Origin of the sequence: Mesorhizobium sp. C416B, assembly GCF_030323165.1 — a bacterium.
Classification (GTDB): domain Bacteria; phylum Pseudomonadota; class Alphaproteobacteria; order Rhizobiales; family Rhizobiaceae; genus Mesorhizobium.
Map to the genome: position 1 here is coordinate 6,285,694 of NZ_CP100471.1, position 15,212 is coordinate 6,300,905.

17 protein-coding genes are annotated in these 15,212 nt (G+C 62.3%); 3 read left to right on the forward strand and 14 right to left on the reverse strand.

Annotated features, from left to right (window positions below; translation table 11 throughout):
• Positions 1–4: 4 nt before the first annotated feature.
• From NLY43_RS30440 to NLY43_RS30450, 3 genes are all read right to left on the reverse strand, one after another.
• A complete protein-coding gene (locus NLY43_RS30440; protein ID WP_348524244.1) occupies positions 5–943 on the reverse strand; it encodes a GlxA family transcriptional regulator in 939 nt (312 codons plus the stop codon).
• A gap of 349 nt (positions 944–1,292) precedes the next feature.
• Positions 1,293–1,427: a hypothetical protein gene (locus NLY43_RS30445; RefSeq protein WP_023681787.1), complete on the reverse strand. Its 135-nt coding sequence runs from the start codon at positions 1,425–1,427 to the stop codon at positions 1,293–1,295.
• 363 nt (positions 1,428–1,790) lie between these two features.
• Positions 1,791–1,976, reverse strand: coding sequence for a hypothetical protein (locus tag NLY43_RS30450; RefSeq protein ID WP_023681786.1), 186 nt, complete (start codon positions 1,974–1,976; stop codon positions 1,791–1,793).
• 202 nt (positions 1,977–2,178) lie between these two features.
• On the opposite strand from NLY43_RS30450, the gene NLY43_RS30455 reads away from it, so the two are divergent.
• Complete coding sequence (locus NLY43_RS30455; protein ID WP_023670389.1) at positions 2,179–3,078, forward strand: LysR substrate-binding domain-containing protein; 900 nt, start codon at positions 2,179–2,181, stop codon at positions 3,076–3,078.
• Positions 3,079–3,202: 124 nt separating this feature from the next.
• Here NLY43_RS30455 and NLY43_RS30460 read toward each other — a convergent pair whose 3' ends face one another.
• The 10 genes from NLY43_RS30460 to NLY43_RS30505 all read right to left on the reverse strand — a co-directional run bounded on the left by NLY43_RS30460 (position 3,203) and on the right by NLY43_RS30505 (position 12,316).
• Positions 3,203–4,168 carry an alpha/beta hydrolase gene (locus NLY43_RS30460; protein ID WP_023710778.1) on the reverse strand — a complete coding sequence of 322 codons (966 nt, stop codon included), beginning with the start codon at positions 4,166–4,168 and terminating at the stop codon, positions 3,203–3,205.
• A 251-nt stretch (positions 4,169–4,419) separates the two neighbouring features.
• Entirely contained in the window at positions 4,420–4,587 is a 168-nt protein-coding gene (locus NLY43_RS30465; RefSeq protein WP_196813564.1) for a hypothetical protein, read from the reverse strand.
• A 186-nt stretch (positions 4,588–4,773) separates the two neighbouring features.
• Positions 4,774–6,903, reverse strand: coding sequence for an ASKHA domain-containing protein (locus NLY43_RS30470; protein ID WP_032903629.1), 2,130 nt, complete (start codon positions 6,901–6,903; stop codon positions 4,774–4,776).
• Entirely contained in the window at positions 6,854–7,828 is a 975-nt protein-coding gene (locus NLY43_RS30475) for a methyltetrahydrofolate cobalamin methyltransferase (RefSeq protein ID WP_023670394.1), read from the reverse strand. Before NLY43_RS30475 ends, NLY43_RS30470 begins: the two co-directional genes overlap by 50 nt.
• A gap of 80 nt (positions 7,829–7,908) precedes the next feature.
• A complete protein-coding gene (locus NLY43_RS30480) occupies positions 7,909–9,000 on the reverse strand; it encodes a methylenetetrahydrofolate reductase (protein WP_023681780.1) in 1,092 nt (363 codons plus the stop codon).
• Complete coding sequence (locus NLY43_RS30485) at positions 8,997–9,620, reverse strand: methylenetetrahydrofolate reductase C-terminal domain-containing protein (RefSeq protein ID WP_023696447.1); 624 nt, start codon at positions 9,618–9,620, stop codon at positions 8,997–8,999. The genes NLY43_RS30480 and NLY43_RS30485 overlap by 4 nt, the downstream gene beginning before the upstream one ends.
• Positions 9,613–9,915, reverse strand: a complete 303-nt coding sequence (locus tag NLY43_RS30490) for a virulence factor (protein ID WP_023670397.1) — start codon at positions 9,913–9,915, stop codon at positions 9,613–9,615. The genes NLY43_RS30485 and NLY43_RS30490 overlap by 8 nt, the downstream gene beginning before the upstream one ends.
• Positions 9,916–10,103: 188 nt before the next feature.
• Positions 10,104–10,886 (reverse strand): formyl transferase, encoded by a 783-nt coding sequence (locus NLY43_RS30495; protein WP_023710776.1) that lies wholly within the window; start codon positions 10,884–10,886, stop codon positions 10,104–10,106.
• 110 nt (positions 10,887–10,996) lie between these two features.
• Entirely contained in the window at positions 10,997–11,572 is a 576-nt protein-coding gene (locus tag NLY43_RS30500) for a DUF4893 domain-containing protein (RefSeq protein ID WP_023710775.1), read from the reverse strand.
• 114 nt (positions 11,573–11,686) lie between these two features.
• Entirely contained in the window at positions 11,687–12,316 is a 630-nt protein-coding gene (locus tag NLY43_RS30505; protein WP_023710774.1) for a DUF1638 domain-containing protein, read from the reverse strand.
• 65 nt (positions 12,317–12,381) lie between these two features.
• Here NLY43_RS30505 and NLY43_RS30510 point away from each other — a divergent pair, with 65 nt between their 5' ends.
• Positions 12,382–12,522 carry an entericidin A/B family lipoprotein gene (locus NLY43_RS30510; protein ID WP_023688117.1) on the forward strand — a complete coding sequence of 47 codons (141 nt, stop codon included), beginning with the start codon at positions 12,382–12,384 and terminating at the stop codon, positions 12,520–12,522.
• Positions 12,523–12,610: 88 nt separating this feature from the next.
• On the opposite strand, the gene NLY43_RS30515 is transcribed toward NLY43_RS30510, so the two are convergent.
• The gene (locus NLY43_RS30515) at positions 12,611–13,309 is read right to left on the reverse strand and encodes a cobalamin B12-binding domain-containing protein (protein WP_023670402.1); all 699 of its coding nucleotides are present in this window, start codon (positions 13,307–13,309) and stop codon (positions 12,611–12,613) included.
• A gap of 259 nt (positions 13,310–13,568) precedes the next feature.
• Between NLY43_RS30515 and NLY43_RS30520 the strand changes: the two genes are divergently transcribed.
• The gene (locus NLY43_RS30520) at positions 13,569–15,143 is read left to right on the forward strand and encodes a trimethylamine methyltransferase family protein (protein WP_023710773.1); all 1,575 of its coding nucleotides are present in this window, start codon (positions 13,569–13,571) and stop codon (positions 15,141–15,143) included.
• Positions 15,144–15,212 lie beyond the last annotated feature (69 nt).

The window sequence follows — 15,212 nt, forward strand, 5'->3', positions numbered from 1 at the left end:
CGGATCAGGCCGCCAGCAATTGCTTGCGGTCGACGCGCTCCTGCTGCGGCGAGCGGGCATAGAGTTCGCGGTAGCATTTGGAGAAATGCGACGCCGAGACGAAGCCGCAGGCGACCGCTACCTCGACCACCGGCATCGAGGACTGGATCAGCAGGTGCCGGGCGCGGTCGAGGCGGATTTCCAAGTAGTAGCGGGCAGGGGATCTGCCCATCTCGGTGCGGAACAGGCGCTCGATCTGGCGGCGCGACAGGTCGACATGGTCGGCGATCTCGATCAGCGACAGCGGTTCGGAGAGATTGCCTTCCATCAGTTCGATGATGGTCAGCACCTTGGAATTCTGCACGCCGAGGCGGGCGCGCAGCGGCAGGCGCTGGCGGTCGGTGGGGCTGCGCACGCGGTCGGTCAGCACCTGCTCGCACACGCGGTTGACCAGATTGTCGTCGAAATCGTCGCCGATCAGCTTGAGCATCATGTCGAGGGCGGCGGTGCCGCCGGCGCAGGTGTAGATGTTCTGGTCGATCTCGAAGAGGTCGGCAAAGACGTTGGCCTTGGGAAAGGCCTCGGAAAAGCCCGGCAGGTTTTCCCAATGGATGGCGCAGCGCTTGTTGGAGAGCAGGCCGGCGGCGGCAAGGATATGCGCGCCGGTGCACAGGCCGCCGACGGCGACGCCTCTGTTGTATTCCTCGCGCAGCCAGGCGAAGGCCGACCTATTCTGGTAGCGCTCGACATTCATGCCGCTGCAGACGATGGCCATGTTCGGCCGATCCGGCCCGGCCATTTTCTTGCGCTCTTCCTCGAGCGAGGTGTTGACGGCGCATTCGACGCCGTTGGAGGCGCGCACCGGCTTGCCGTCGATGCTGGCGAGGCGCCAGCGATAGGCCTCATAGCCGAGCATGCGGTTGGCCGAGCGCAGCGGGTCGAGCGCCGTCGCAAAGGCGATCATGGTGAAGTCCGGGACAAGGAAGAATACAAACGATCGCTTGATCGGATGCTTTACGGCGTTCAAGGGAACCTCACGCGGCCATGGCGCGAACAGGATGTCGCGAACAGCACAGCGACATCAGGAAAAACCATTCCTGTCAATCGGCTAGGGGGCTAAGCGGAAACTATATTTGCGACATGGGTCGCAAATGAGCAATCGTCCGGGATGACAGGCACGGGCTGCCGACGGATTGGGCATGGTGGCGGCGGCATAGGTGCCAAAAATGAGAAACGCCGCTTCGGTCAAGCCGAAGCGGCGCTGTTATCGACTATCGGCAGCGGCAGGGAAGCGCTGAGCGCTAGCCGTTATCTCAGGCAACGAAACCGAGGCGCACCGCATTCATGGCACCGGTCTGGCCGGGCATGGTATTGGCAAGGCGCTGGCGCTCGAGAGCGGTCGTCAGGTTCATTTCGCGGCGGGCAAAGAGGCGGGCAAAAAGCTTCATCATCATCTCCTATCGGTTGCTCAGACGGGTCGCCTTCGCTTGATGGAGTGGGGCAGCTCGTTTGCTGACGGTGATATAGGCCTGCGTGAGCAGAAACTAAATCGCAAATGCGAAGCGCTTGAATGGAAATGCGACATCGTTTGCGACATTATTGGGCATGGTGCCCAAAATTTACGATTACTTACAGTGTGTTACCGGCGACATTGAGGCGCCATGCAAGTGACGCATATGCGCCATGCAGCGGCGACACGGCTCTGAAAATCATTTGAGTGCAAATAAGTTGGAGAAAGCCTGCAGGGCCAATAGAGAAGGCCTGCCGGGCTGGTCTGCGCGGCAGGCCTTCAGCACAAGGTACACAATGGTTTACTTTGCTCCAGCCCAGGATCCGACGCCGTGGCGTGCACCGGTCTTGGTGTCGGCAGCTTCAGGCCAGCCGATATCCTTCTGCAGTTCGATCGGCAGCGAGCGGATCGCACGTTCGGTCTGGAAGCGGGCGCGGGCCGCGCTCAATTCGGTCGCAAGCCGACCGATGGATGACAGGATAGACATTTCATTCTCCTTTGGTTGTGGCACGTCCCGCATGAACGCGTTCCGTCGCCTGGATATTCCGCATCGAGTGCAATTCCGTGTCAGGAGCGTTGGAGCCATGGCACGTCCTGCCTTCGATGGAGTTGACTATCCTCCCAATCTGATGTTCAATCAAACGAAATGGAATGATGCTTCACATCAGAAAAATTGAAGGTCGATCCCGATGAACGCCCCACTCAATCATCCGCTGCCGCTGCTCGATCTCGACGTTTTGCGCACCTTCGTGGCCATTGCAGAGACCGGCAGTTTCACCACGGCGGCCAATGCGGTGTTCCGCACGCCGTCGGCGGTCTCCATGCAGATCAAGAAGCTCGAGGACATTCTCGGGCGCTCTGTTTTCGCGCGGGATGCGCGCTCGGTGACGCTGACCACGGATGGCGAGATGCTGCTCGGTTATGCCCGCCGGCTGTTGTCGATCAACCGCGAGGTGGTGTCGAAGTTCATCATCCCCGAGATCGTCGGCGTGGTGCGGCTCGGCTCGCCGGACGACTATGGCGAGCGCGTGTTGCCGCATGTGCTGAAGCGTTTCGCGCAGTCGCATCCGTCGATTGCCGTCGACGTCACCATCGACCAGAGCAGCAATCTGCGCCGCCGCATGGACGACCGGGCGCTCGACATCACGCTGCTGACCAATTCCTACAAGACCAGCGCACTCGGCGCCGAGGTGCTGCTCACCGAGCCGATCGTCTGGGCCGGCGCCAAGGGCGGCAGCGCGCATCTGCGCGAGCCTTTGCCGGTGTCGCTGTGGGAAGAGGGCTGCGCCTGGCGGGCCGGCGCGCTCGATGCGCTGAGCCGTGAAGGCCGCAATTACCGCATCGCCTATATGAGCGCCCACACGGCAGGCCAGCGCGCCGCCATCATGTCGGATCTCGCGGTTGCACCGTTGCCGAAGTCGTTCCTGGGCAACGACATGGTCGAGCTTTGCCCGAAGGACGGCATGCCCGATATCGGCACCTACAATCTGGCGATGGTGGTGTCGCCGGACGCCAGCGCGCCGGTCAAGGCCGTCGCCGACCATATCCGTGCGACGTTCGAGCTTTTCCGCGAAACCGGCAAGTTCTAGAGCGGTTCACCGTTTCACGGAAACGGCGAGCCGCTCTAACTCCTTGTTTTGACTCAATTCCCAAGGGAAAGCGCTACACGCTTTCCCGGGAAAACCGTTTTACACTTTTCCTGGAATTGCTCTGCTATTCCGCTGCTTGGGCGGGGCGCGCCGCGAGAGCGGGTCGCGCCGTGCGCCGCGCAGTTGCGCGCCGCTTGGTGGGCTCACCTTCAAGGAAGGCGACGATGCTCTCCCTGGCGCGACGCGCCTCCGGCATCTCGATCAGCGGCCAGACGTGGAACATGCCTTCCTCATAGACGACGTCGATATCGACGCCGGCAGCGCGTGCCTTTTTGGCGAAGATCAGATTGTCGGGGCTGAGCAGGTCGTGCGAGCCGGTCAGAAGCAGGGTCTGCGGCAGCACCGAGAGGTCGCCATAGAGCGGACTGATATGCCAGTCCCTGCGATCGATGCCGGCACTGTACATGCGGATCGCTTCCAGCCCGCCGGAAATGCCGAGCCACGGATCGTTGCGTTCCGCCTCGAACACTTCGGGGTTGGACAGCGACATGTCGAGGCCGGGTGAAATCAGCACGTGGCGCGACGGCAAGGGCAGGCCTTCCTCAGCCGCCATCATGGTCAGCACGACGGCCATGTTGCCGCCCGCGGAATCGCCCATGAAGACGATGTCTTCAGCGTCGGTCTCATCCAGCATCTGCCGGTAGACGTCGCCGACCATGCCGAACATGGCGTGGAAATCATGCTCCGGCGCGATGGGATAGATCGGCACGGTGATGCCGAAACCCAAGCGCTCGGCCACCTCGGCGATCAACCCCCAATGATAGGATGTGATCTGGAAGACATAGGCGCCGCCATGCATGTAGAGGATGCGCCTGCGTTCGCCGGCCTTCGGCGCGATTTCATAGACAGGGAAGCCATCGACGCTGCGCTCGGTGATATCGAGCTGCTCCCGCAGCAATGCCGGGGGATGATGATCCTCGGTCTTGCGGGCATAGGCGATCCAGCGCTGCAGGTTTTCCGGGCTGGCAAATGCCTTCTTGCGGCTGTGCCGGAGGATGAAGGAAACGAGGTGGCTTTTGAAACTGGGCATTCGCGTACACAAGCTCGGCCGCAGCCGACTAAGAGAATTCCCCCACTGTCTCGAAGATCGTACCTCCAGCCGAAATGTCAAGATTCTGGCCCAAGCCAACACGGTTGTTTGATCAGCCAGGTCCGCTGTTTTGCGCAGCGCGGCTCAGCGCCGGGGCAGCAGCGCGGCGCGCAGCTTGACGTCGGTCGCAGCCGGGACCATGCGGCGGCCCCGGCGCTTGGTCAGCAATTTGCACTTGTCGGCGAAGGTCATCAGCGGCCCGAGCCCAGGATCAGACGCGACAGGTTGGTCTGGGCGTCGATGCGCGGCGACACGGGCCAGCCGATGTCCTTCTGGATTTCGGGTGGCAGGTTGTTCATGGCGCGCACGGCCTGTGCATTCTTCATGGCCGCACGAAAACGGCCCAGGGTCTCGAACATCTCTATTCTCCTTTGGAGCGTTGTGGCGGCGGAATAGTCCGGTCCGCCATTCGATGTCCGTTAAATGCTTCACGTCTGTATCGGACGGATTGCGCCAAAACAGCGTTTCGGTTTCCAGATCGGTGCGATCTGGAAACATTTGCATACAAATGAAATTGGGCGAATTGGCGGCCTTCGTAAGGCGGCTTATTCCCGGCTGCGCCTGGCGGCATGGCCTTCGCGCGAACGCCGGCGCGGGGCGGCGTCGCCGGCGACGCCATCCTCGCTGACGGTCTTGCGTGGCGGCAATTTCACCGCCGCCGACAGTTTCGGGAACGGATCGACCTTGTTGGGAAGCGCCATGGCGTAGACGAAATGCTCCTGGAATTTCGGCTCCAGTGCGGTCTCGATCTTCTCGATGTGGCTGACCGTGTCCTCGATCTCGCGGCGATAGCCGCGGTTGAGCAGCGCCATCCGCGCGCCGGCACCGGCGGCGTTGCCGACGGCCGAGACCTTGTCGAGGTCGCAGTCCGGGATCAGCCCAAGCACCATGGCGTATTTCGGATCGATGAACGAGCCGAAGGCGCCGGCGAAATGGATGCGGTCGACGTGTTCGGTGTTCTGCTTTTCCATCAGAAGCTTGGTGCCGGCATAGAGCGCCGCCTTGGCAAGCTGGATGGCGCGCACGTCGGTCTGCGTGATGGTGATCTTGGGTTCGCCTTCCTTCAAGACATAAGAGAAGGTGCGGCCGTTGACCGTGACGCGCGGCGACCGCTCGGCCAGCGACCCGTCGATGACGCCATCCTCGGAGATGATGCCGGCGAGGTACATTTCGGCCACGATCTCGATGATGCCGGAGCCGCAAATGCCGGTGACGCCGGTCGCCTGCACGCTATCCAGGAAGCCGGGGTCGTCGGACCAGAGTTCAGAGCCGATGACGCGGTATTTCGGCTCCAGCGTATCGGGGTCGATGCGCACGCGCTCGATTGCGCCGGGGGCAGCGCGCTGGCCGCCGGAGATTTCCGCGCCCTCGAAGGCGGGACCGGTGGGCGAGGAGGCTGCGACCACCCGCTTGCGGTTGCCAAGCACGATCTCGGCATTGGTGCCGACGTCGACGATCAGCATCATCTCGTCCTGGCGATGCGGGCCTTCCGACAGCGTCACGGCTGCGGCGTCGGCGCCGACATGGCCGGCAATGCAAGGCAGCATATAGAGGCGGGCGCCCTGGTTGAGCTTCAGGCCGATATCGGAGGCCTTGATGCGCACCGCGCCCGAGACGGCGAGTGCGAAGGGCGCGCCGCCGAGTTCGGTCGGATCGATGCCGAGGAACAGATGGTGCATGATCGGATTGCCGACAAAGACGGAATCCAGGATGTCGTTGCGCTGGACATTGCCTTCCGCGCAGACCTTGTCGACTAGGCCCGAGATCGCCTCGCGCACGGCGACCGTCATGCCTTCGCGGCCGTCCGGGTTCATCATCACATAGGAGACGCGGCTCATCAGATCCTCGCCGAAGCGGATCTGCGGGTTGGAGGTGCCCGACGAAGCGGCGACGCGGCCCGACAGCAACGACACCAGATGCATGGCGATGGTGGTCGAGCCGATGTCGCAGGCCAGTCCATAGGCCTCGTTCTTGAGGCCGGGCCAGAGTGCTATGACGCGGGCGATGTCGCTTTCGGCATCCTTGTGGATGGCCGCGGTCGCGGTCCAGTTACCCTTGCGCAGTATGCCTTGCATCTGCGGCATCAGGTAGAAGTCGAATTCGAGGTTTTTAAAGCCCCAATCCTTCATCAAGGCGATCTTGAGGCGGTCGAGATCGCCCAGCGGCTTGTGCATGTCGGGCTCTTCGATCTCGACATAGCACATGCGGATCGCCGCATCGCGGGCGATGACGCGCGTGTCGGCATCCTTGCGGATGGTCTGGGCGTTGATAACCGTGTCCTGCGGCACGTCGATGACGAGGTCGCCGAGAATCTGCGCCGAGCAGGACAGGCGGCGCCGCTCGGGCAGGCCGCGGACGCGCTCATAGCGCTCTTCCTTGGCGCCCTTGGGCGAGATGTGGTCGTTGGACGAGACGATCTTGTGCTTGGCGAAATTGCCTTCCTGCACTTCGATCTGGCAGCGACCGCAGGTGGCGCGGCCACCGCAGACGCTCTCGACATAGACGCCGAGCTGACGCGCGGCATCGAGCACCGGTGTGCCGACGGGAAACCGCCCGCGCTTGCCTGACGGCATGAACAGCACGAGCGGATCAGTAATGTTTGCAGGCGAGTTCACGATTGCGCGCTTATCCCCTGGCCATGCGGGCTTCACGGCCGCCGCGCCGGCGACCGCCATTGCCGCCGCCTTCGCCCGGAGCGTTAACGGCGGTGGGCGCTGCGACCGCCTGGCCGCCTTCGGCCGGTTTGTAATCCTTGTAGGTGCGGATCCAGTTGGTGCAGTTCTCGTCGGTGCCGTTGAGCACATTGGCGCCGCGCACGGCTTCCATTTCCTGCGGGCGAACCGGGTTCATGATAGCGCTAGTCATGCCGGCGCCGATCACCATCGGGATGAAGGCGGCGTTGATGCCGTGGCGGTGCGGCAGGCCGAACGAAATGTTGGACAGGCCGCAAGTGGTGTTGACCTTGAGCTCTTCGCGCAGACGGCGCAGCAACGCGAAGACCTGGCGGCCGGCATCGCCGAGCGCGCCGATCGGCATCACCAGCGGGTCGACGACGACGTCATGCGCCGGAATGCCGAAATCGGCGCAGCGCTGCACGATCTTCTTGGCGACGGCGAAGCGCACATCCGGATCCATCGAAATGCCGGTCTCGTCGTTGGAGATCGCGACGACCGGAACATTGTACTTCTTGACCAGCGGCAGGATGGCTTCGAGCTTTTCCTCTTCGCCGGTCACGGAGTTGACCAGCGGGCGGCCCTTGGCGACCTTGAGCGCTGCCTCGATGGCGGCGGTGACCGACGAGTCTATCGACAGCGGCAGGTCGACCAGGCCCTGGACGATCTCCAGCGTCTGCACCAGCAGGCCGGGTTCGGTTTCGTTCGGATTAACGGAGGTGACGCCGGCATTGACGTCGAGCATGGTGGCGCCGCAGGCGGCCTGTTCCAGCGCATCCTTGATGACTGTCTCGAAATTGCCGGCGATCATCTCGGCGGCCAGCTTCTTGCGGCCGGTCGGGTTTATGCGCTCGCCGATGACGCAGAAAGGCTGGTCGAAGCCGATGATGATCTCTCGTGTCGCCGAGGCGACGATGGTCCGGGTCATGAAGTCTCTCCGCCTGATATAAAGATTTCTTTATATCGTTGTCTGGTTTCATTCAAGCGAATGGCTGGCCGTCCGCGCTGTCAGTGCGCGGTCTTCACCATGTCCACCTGCGTTTCGGTAATGTCGTCGTGCAGTATGCTCTCGAGCCGGTCGGCGACCATCTGATCGTCGTGGCGGATCTCGCGTTTCCATGGCTGGCGGCCTTTCAGCACGCCCGATTCATCGACGATCTCGGCGACATATTCCTCCTGGCGGTAGGCCATCACATGGATGCCGGAGACACCAGGAATTTCCTTCACCTCGTTGATGATGTCGGTGCAGAGCTGCTTGCCTTCCTTCTTCTGGTCCTGGGCGCCTTCCAGCCGCTTGATGATGGCATCGGGAATATGGATCCCGGGCACGTTGGAGCGGATCCATTTGGCCGTCTTGGCCGAAGCCAGCGGGCCGACGCCGCACAGGATGAAAACTTTTTCCGTATGCCCCAAGTCCCGCGCCCTCTGCATGAAGGTTCTGAACATCGGCACGTCGAAGCAGTATTGCGTCTGCACGAACTGCGCGCCGGCGGCGATCTTTTTGCCGAGATGGATCGGGCGGAAATCGAAGGGTGGCGCGAAGGGGTTGACGGCGGCGCCGAGGAAAATTTGCGGCGGCGTCGTCAACTTGCGGCCGGATAGGAACTTGCCGTTGTCGCGCATGATGCGGCAGGTTTCCAGCAACGACATGGAATCGAGGTCGAAGACAGGCTTGGCGCCGGGCTGGTCGCCGGCCTGGACGCCGTCGCCGGTGAGGCACAGCATGTTGGCGACGCCCATCGCCGCACCGCCCAGCACGTCGCCCTGGATGGCGATCCGGTTCCTGTCACGGCAGGCAATCTGCATGATCGGGGCATAGCCCATGCGGGTCAAAAGCGCGCAGATGCCGACCGAGGACATGTGGCAGTTGGCGCCGGAGGCATCGACGGCATTGATGGCGTCGACCCAGCCGTCGAAGATTTTCGCGCGGTTATAGACGTCTTCGGGATCGGCGCTGTCGGGCGGGTTGAGCTCGGTGGTAACCGCGAATTCGCCGCGCCGCAGCACACGCTCCAGTCGGCCACGTGAGGAGTGGCCGGGCAGGGGATCGAGCGGCAGATGGATGCCGGCCGGGTTTTCGTCGCGCTGGCGGCCGATCACGCGGCCGCTCCAGTGTTGGCTTTGGCAGCGGCTTCACGGGCCGCTGCCGACTGCGCCGTCACCCGCAGCCAGGCCGAGGTTTCGCGCAGCGACTGGTCTACGGGCTTCTGAACGGTCAGGATCCTGTCGCCATGCTCCATGTTCCGCGAACCTTCCCAGGCCTTGACCCAGACGCAAGGCATGTCGGGCTCGACCTCGCAATTGCCGTTGGCGCGCACGCCGCCACACGGGCCGTTGCGCAGCTGTTTGGGGCAGTTCATCGGGCACGACATGCCGGTCGAGGACAATATGCACTGACCGCACATGCGGCAGTCGAACATGAAGCCTTTTACGCGTTTTTCAACGAACTTGATCGGCGCTTCGACGCGGCCGTAGCCAAGGCCTTTCCACAGCGGATGGAGCAGCAGGAACATGTCTGCGAATCTGGAGTAGAACCATTCGAGCAATCGCGAATGGCGGATCGACCACAGCCTGATCGCAAACGAGCGCTGCACGCGCCGCTGCGGCGATACGTCGGCCGGCTTGTAGTCCGATTTCGGCGCTGCTTTCTTGACCTGAGTGGCCTGGGTAACCGGCTGGGTAACCCTTGGCCCCTCTTTGGCAGGAGTGGTTTCAGACATTTTCTTTCCCGCCTGCCTTGACCAGAGCGACCAGCCGCTCGCGGTCGTATTTCGCGTCGATGTCGCTGAATGCCTTCTCGACCTCGGCTTCGAGGTCGTCGCCGACCGGGATCGGATCGGCCTTGCGCCATTCGGCGAGGTAATCGTCGGTGCCGCCGGCGCCGGTGCGCATGGCGCACATATCGATCGCCTCGGTGAAGCGCAGCGGCAGTTCGCGCTTGGCGTTCTGCCGGCCCTTCTTGACGATGACTTGGGCGGGGATGTCGCGCCAATAGACGACGATCAGATCGGCCATGAATTCTCTCACTCCCTGTAGAGCGCCGTGCGTCCATGAGGGAAACGACGCTCCACCACTTTGTCCAGCAGGTGCGAGCATTGCCGGATGCGCAGTGGGGCTGCTTGTTATGGGACGACGCGCGCGCATTCAAAAGCGACGCTATTGGACGTCGCAAAAAGAAAGGCGAGATTCCGAGGGAAGGCTGGCTACCAAACCCGCTTGGTCAGGCCGGTCCAGAGATAGAACCAGATCGTCGGATGGTACCATTGTTTCGACGGCAGGCCGGGGTCGATCGTGACAAGCTTGCCGTCCAAGGCACCGCGGACCGCCTCGACGCAGATGTCACGCGAGAACGCCGCCTGGCGCAACGCATAGCTCGAAATAGTGTCGCCGGGCTCCGGCTTGCCGCGCGCCTGTTTCAACACGCCGCCGGTATCGACGCCGGCGTCGACCAGATGCACGGTGGTGCCGAAATTCTGGAGATCGCCGGAGGCCAGCGCCCAGTAGCCGCCATTCATGCCGCGGTATTTGGGCGCGATGCCGGCGTGGTAGTTGAGCACCGGGCAGGGCATTTGCGCCAGCGTCTGCCGGGACAAGAGCCGGCAGCCGGCGAGCAGCACCACGCCCGGGCGGATGTCGGCGATCGCCTGCAGGCAATCGGCTGCGTTGGCGGAGGAGACGTGGATGATCTTTTGTCCCGGCTTCGGCTCGGTCTCAAGCTTCTGATCGGCGATGAGCCGCTCTGCGTTGCCAGCGAAGAAGCGCTTGCCGAGCCTCGTCAACACCATCGTGCCGAGTTGACCGATGGCCGAAAACAAGCCCTGGCGGCGCGCCCGGCCGAGCAGCAATTGTTTTTTGGATTCAGGGCTTTCGAGGATGACGCTGACAGGACCGAACTGGTCGGCGATGGCGTTGACGATTGCCCAGATGTGCGGTCCGCCTTCGGTGACAATGACGATCGCAGCACTTTTTTCAACCGCTGATGCCATGGCACGCTTTCTTGCCGGGGCGCAACCATTTGCCGTGCGCTGCCCGGCTCAATTCTGTGCCGGGCGAGGTTAAATCTTGATGACCGCCCGGCCAGCGAGAGACCAACGGATCAGCGCTTGAACTCGATGATGTCGAGTTTCGATTCGTAGTAGGGCGCCGGGAATTCGATGCGCCATTCATTGGCGCTGGTGCGGAAGGCATAGCCGACCTGGTCGCTTTCCGGGCCGCTGCCATAGGGTTTTGGCTTGTTGTCATTGACATAGCCGGAGCCGAGATAGATCGCGCGTTTTTCGCTATCGTCGAAGAAACGGCCCTTGGTGCGTTGCGAGCCGCTGACCTTTTCCAGCTGCCAGCCGGAGCCATCGTCCGTGACCTTGCACTTGAACCAGCCATAGATGACCAGCGGGCCGGTCAGGCCCACCTTGATGGTTCGGCATTGCCAGTTGCCGCTCAGGTCCTTGTCGGAAAAGGCCACTATCGGCTTTGCCAGCAGCGCGTCGAGTTGGCTGACCTCAGCCGGGTCTCCCGCTTTTGCCTCGGCCAGCGCCGCCTTGCGGGTCTCGCCATATTTGTCGAGGCGAACCTTGTCGGCAGGCGTGATGATCTTCCGCACCTCGCCGTCGGCGCGAGCGGGCAAGACGAGGCAGAGGAGGCCAAGGGCGGCGAGCAGGACGCGAGGGGTCATCGGGACGTTCCGTGTTCGGATGGCTGAATCAGCCTGTTTGCTTGTGGCTCACAACTTAACCATTCGCGGCGGCCTGTCATCTGTTCTCGACAGCGTCCCGGCTCAAGAACCGCTTCAGGCGTGGGCGGCGGCCTGCGCCAGCCCGGCCGTCAGGTCGCCATAGCCCGTCGAGCGGCGCTCATAGACGAGGCCAAGCATCTTCGCGGCCTTCTCGGCGACTTTGTCGAGTTCCGGATCGTCGGTCTGGGCGATGTAGATCAGCTTCTGGTAGTTGCCGAAATAGTCCTTGATCAGCTCCGGGTGCTTGTCGAGGCCGAGCGGCTTCATGAAGAAGGCGTCGAACTGGCGGCACAGGAAATCGGTCATGTAGAACGACATCATGTCGTCGTCGGCGACCTTCGCATAGGCGTCCATGCCCTGGTAGAAGGCAAAGCAGTGCGGCCCGGCCATGCGCTCGACGCCGTGCTTCTCCAGGACCCGGTCGAGCATGCCGCCGGTACCGCAATCGGCATAGCCGACGAAGATGTTGCTATAGCCTTCCGCCTTGGCCTTTTCGATCGCCTTGTCCATCGCCGGTGCGATGCGGTCGGGGTAGAAATGGAACTCCGCCGGCAGGCAGGTCAGGTCGAGATGGTCGAGCTTGAGCTGCTCCTTGACGGCCAAAACTTCGCGCGCAATCATTCCACAGGCGATGACCAGCAGCCTGTCGTCTTGATTCGGTTTCGTTTTTTGCATTCTGGCCATGGAACCCGGTCGAAGCGGCCTTCGTTGCTGTGGGGCGAATCTATCGAGAGAGGGATAAACCGTCCATGAAACTGTTACGCGTTGCGCCGATTGCAATCCTTGCCTGCATCCTGGCGCTTACGGCCTGTGCCAACACCGTCCGTGGTGTCGGCCGGGATATCAAATCGACTGCGAAAGCCGTCGACGACACCGTCACCAAACCCTGACGCAGCCATCCGTTCCAATAGCTGGAACAAAAAAGCCGCGCTGCAAGGCGCGGCTTTCGATTGTGGCCCAGACGCCTTGCGTAACAGATCAGGCTGAAGCGCGCATATTATGCTTGCGCTTCATGAAGTCCTTGGCGGTCTCGACCGCCACAGCCGCGTCGCGGCAATAGGCATCGGCGCCGACGGCCTTGCCGAATTCCTCGTTGAGCGGCGCGCCGCCGACCAGGACGACATAGTCGTCGCGGATGCCCTTTTCCTTCATCGTGTCGATGACGACCTTCATGTAAGGCATGGTCGTGGTCAAAAGCGCCGACATGCCGATAATGTCGGGCTGGTGCTGCTCGATGGCGTCGAGGTATTTTTCCACCGCATTGTTGATGCCGAGATCGATGACGTCGAAGCCGGCACCTTCCATCATCATGCCGACGAGGTTCTTGCCGATGTCGTGGATGTCGCCCTTGACGGTGCCGATCACCATCTTGCCCTGCTTCGGCGCGCCGGTGGCGGCCAGCAGCGGGCGCAAGATGAACATGCCGGCTTTCATCGCGTTGGCCGACAGCAGCACCTCGGGAACGAACAGGATGCCGTCGCGAAAGTCCTCGCCGACGATGCGCATGCCTTCGACCAGAGCTTCGGTCAGCACCTTGTAGGGCACCCAGCCGCGCTCGAGCAGGATGTTGGTGCCTTCCTCGATCTCTTCCTTCAGTCCGTCATAGAGATCGTCGTGCATCTGCTGCACCAACTCGTCGTCGGAAAGCTCGGAGAGGATGATCTCGTCGTCGGCCATTTTTCTCGGGCTCCTTGCCGCGCGGATGCGATCACGGCGGCTTAAAATAATCGCGTCAATACCTAACCCGGCGGGGGCAGGTATCCATAGCTGATTTGCGACTTCCCGCAAAAGGAAAGCGACCGCAAATCTATTGGAATTCTTGTCGATTTTGCGACAGGCGTTGGCGCTGGCGGGCCGTTTCGAATAGGGTGCATGGCTACGATCCGGGCGAGAAGCCGCCTACGCGGCCGCAAACGGTTTTTAGGGAAAAACGATCATGAGTGAAAACGCGTCAGTCGACCAGGAAGCGTCCAATGCGCGACGTGGACGTGCTGCCAGCGGCGGCGCGGCTGCAAGGCGGGCGGCGCGCTCGGGCGGCGGACCGGGCACCCAGCTCACCTATATCAAGCGCAAGATCAACATCTATGAGGTCCTCAACGAGGAAGGCCTGGCGATTATCGAAAACAACACCGATACGGTGCTGGAAGAGATCGGCATCATCTTTCGCGACGACGCCGAGGCGCTGCAGCTTTGGAAAGAGGCGGGCGCCGACGTCAAGGGCGAGCGCGTGCATTTTCCCAAGGGCCTCTGCCGCTCGCTGCTGAAGACCGCGCCGCCCATCTACACCCAGCATGCGCGCAACGCCGAACGTTCGGTGCAGATCGGCGGCAACGCCACGGTCTTCGCGCCGGTCTATGGTCCGCCCTTCGTGCGCGATCTCGACGGTGTCAGGCGCTACGCGACGATCGAGGATTTCCGGAATTTCGTGAAGCTCGCCTATATGGCGCCGTCGATTCACCATTCGGGCGGCACGGTTTGCGAGCCGGTCAACGTGCCGGTCAACAAACGCCATCTCGACATGATCTACAGCCACATCAAATATTCGGACAAACCGTTCATGGGTTCGGTGACGGCGCCAGAGCGGGCCGAAGACACCGTCGCCATGGCCAAGATCGTGTTCGGCGACGATTTCGTCGAAAACAACACCGTGCTGACCAGCCTGATCAACGCCAATTCGCCGATGGTGTTCGACGAAACCATGCTGGGCGCGCTGAAGGTTTATTCGCGTCACAACCAGGCTTGCATCGTCACGCCGTTCATCCTTGCCGGCGCGATGAGCCCGGTCACGGTGGCCGGCACGCTGACGCAGGTTCTGGCAGAGGTGCTGGCCGGCGCCTCTTTCACGCAGTTGATCCGTCCCGGCGCGCCGGTGCTGTTCGGCACCTTCGCCTCGTCGATCTCCATGCAGTCTGGTGCGCCGACCTTCGGCACACCGGAGCCGTCGCTGGTTTCCTACGGCGCCGCACAGCTTGCCCGCCGGCTCGGTCTGCCGTTCCGCACCGGCGGCTCGCTCTGCGCCTCCAAGGTTCCGGATGCGCAGGCCGCCTACGAGAGCGCCAACACGCTCAACTCGACCATTCTTGCCGGCACCAATTTCGTCCTGCATTCGGCCGGCTGGCTCGAAGGCGGACTGGCGTCCTGCTACGAAAAATTCATGATGGACATCGATCAGCTCGGCATGACGCAAAAGTTTTCCGAAGGCGTCGACCTCTCGGAAAACGGCCAGGCGATGGACGCCATCCGCCAGGTCGGCCCGGGCAGCCACTATCTCGGCTGCGACCACACCCAGGCCAATTTCCAGACCGCCTTCTACCGCTCCAGCATCGCCGACAACAATTCCTACGAGCAGTGGCTGGCCGAGGGCGAGAAGACAGCGCCGCAGCGCGCCAACGAACTCGCCCGCCGCTGGCTGGAGACCTATGAGGCGCCGTATCTCGATCCGGGCATCGACGACGGGCTGAAGGACTACATCGCGACGAAGAAGGCGTCGATGGCTGACGCCTTCACCTGAAAGGAGCCCGAGTCAGGCGGGGCTAAAGTCGCCAACATCATCCACAAGGAAGTCTGGCGGAGCGCTTTC

Bases quoted from the DNA above. Each gene is read 5' to 3' on its own strand.
- NLY43_RS30450 (WP_023681786.1), bottom strand. From the start codon at position 1,976: ATGTCTATCCTGTCATCCATCGGTCGGCTTGCGACCGAATTGAGCGCG.
- NLY43_RS30475 (WP_023670394.1), bottom strand. From the start codon at position 7,828: ATGACCCGGACCATCGTCGCCTCGGCGACACGAGAGATCATCATCGGC.
- NLY43_RS30460 (WP_023710778.1), bottom strand. From the start codon at position 4,168: ATGCCCAGTTTCAAAAGCCACCTCGTTTCCTTCATCCTCCGGCACAGC.
- NLY43_RS30485 (WP_023696447.1), bottom strand. From the start codon at position 9,620: ATGTCTGAAACCACTCCTGCCAAAGAGGGGCCAAGGGTTACCCAGCCG.
- NLY43_RS30515 (WP_023670402.1), bottom strand. From the start codon at position 13,309: ATGGCCGACGACGAGATCATCCTCTCCGAGCTTTCCGACGACGAGTTG.
- NLY43_RS30495 (WP_023710776.1), bottom strand. From the start codon at position 10,886: ATGGCATCAGCGGTTGAAAAAAGTGCTGCGATCGTCATTGTCACCGAA.
- NLY43_RS30465 (WP_196813564.1), bottom strand. From the start codon at position 4,587: ATGTTCGAGACCCTGGGCCGTTTTCGTGCGGCCATGAAGAATGCACAG.
- NLY43_RS30520 (WP_023710773.1), top strand. From the start codon at position 13,569: ATGAGTGAAAACGCGTCAGTCGACCAGGAAGCGTCCAATGCGCGACGT.
- NLY43_RS30505 (WP_023710774.1), bottom strand. From the start codon at position 12,316: ATGGCCAGAATGCAAAAAACGAAACCGAATCAAGACGACAGGCTGCTG.
- NLY43_RS30440 (WP_348524244.1), bottom strand. From the start codon at position 943: ATGATCGCCTTTGCGACGGCGCTCGACCCGCTGCGCTCGGCCAACCGC.
- NLY43_RS30490 (WP_023670397.1), bottom strand. From the start codon at position 9,915: ATGGCCGATCTGATCGTCGTCTATTGGCGCGACATCCCCGCCCAAGTC.
- NLY43_RS30510 (WP_023688117.1), top strand. From the start codon at position 12,382: ATGAAACTGTTACGCGTTGCGCCGATTGCAATCCTTGCCTGCATCCTG.
- NLY43_RS30445 (WP_023681787.1), bottom strand. From the start codon at position 1,427: ATGAAGCTTTTTGCCCGCCTCTTTGCCCGCCGCGAAATGAACCTGACG.
- NLY43_RS30500 (WP_023710775.1), bottom strand. From the start codon at position 11,572: ATGACCCCTCGCGTCCTGCTCGCCGCCCTTGGCCTCCTCTGCCTCGTC.
- NLY43_RS30470 (WP_032903629.1), bottom strand. From the start codon at position 6,903: ATGGCGGTCGCCGGCGCGGCGGCCGTGAAGCCCGCATGGCCAGGGGAT.
- NLY43_RS30455 (WP_023670389.1), top strand. From the start codon at position 2,179: ATGAACGCCCCACTCAATCATCCGCTGCCGCTGCTCGATCTCGACGTT.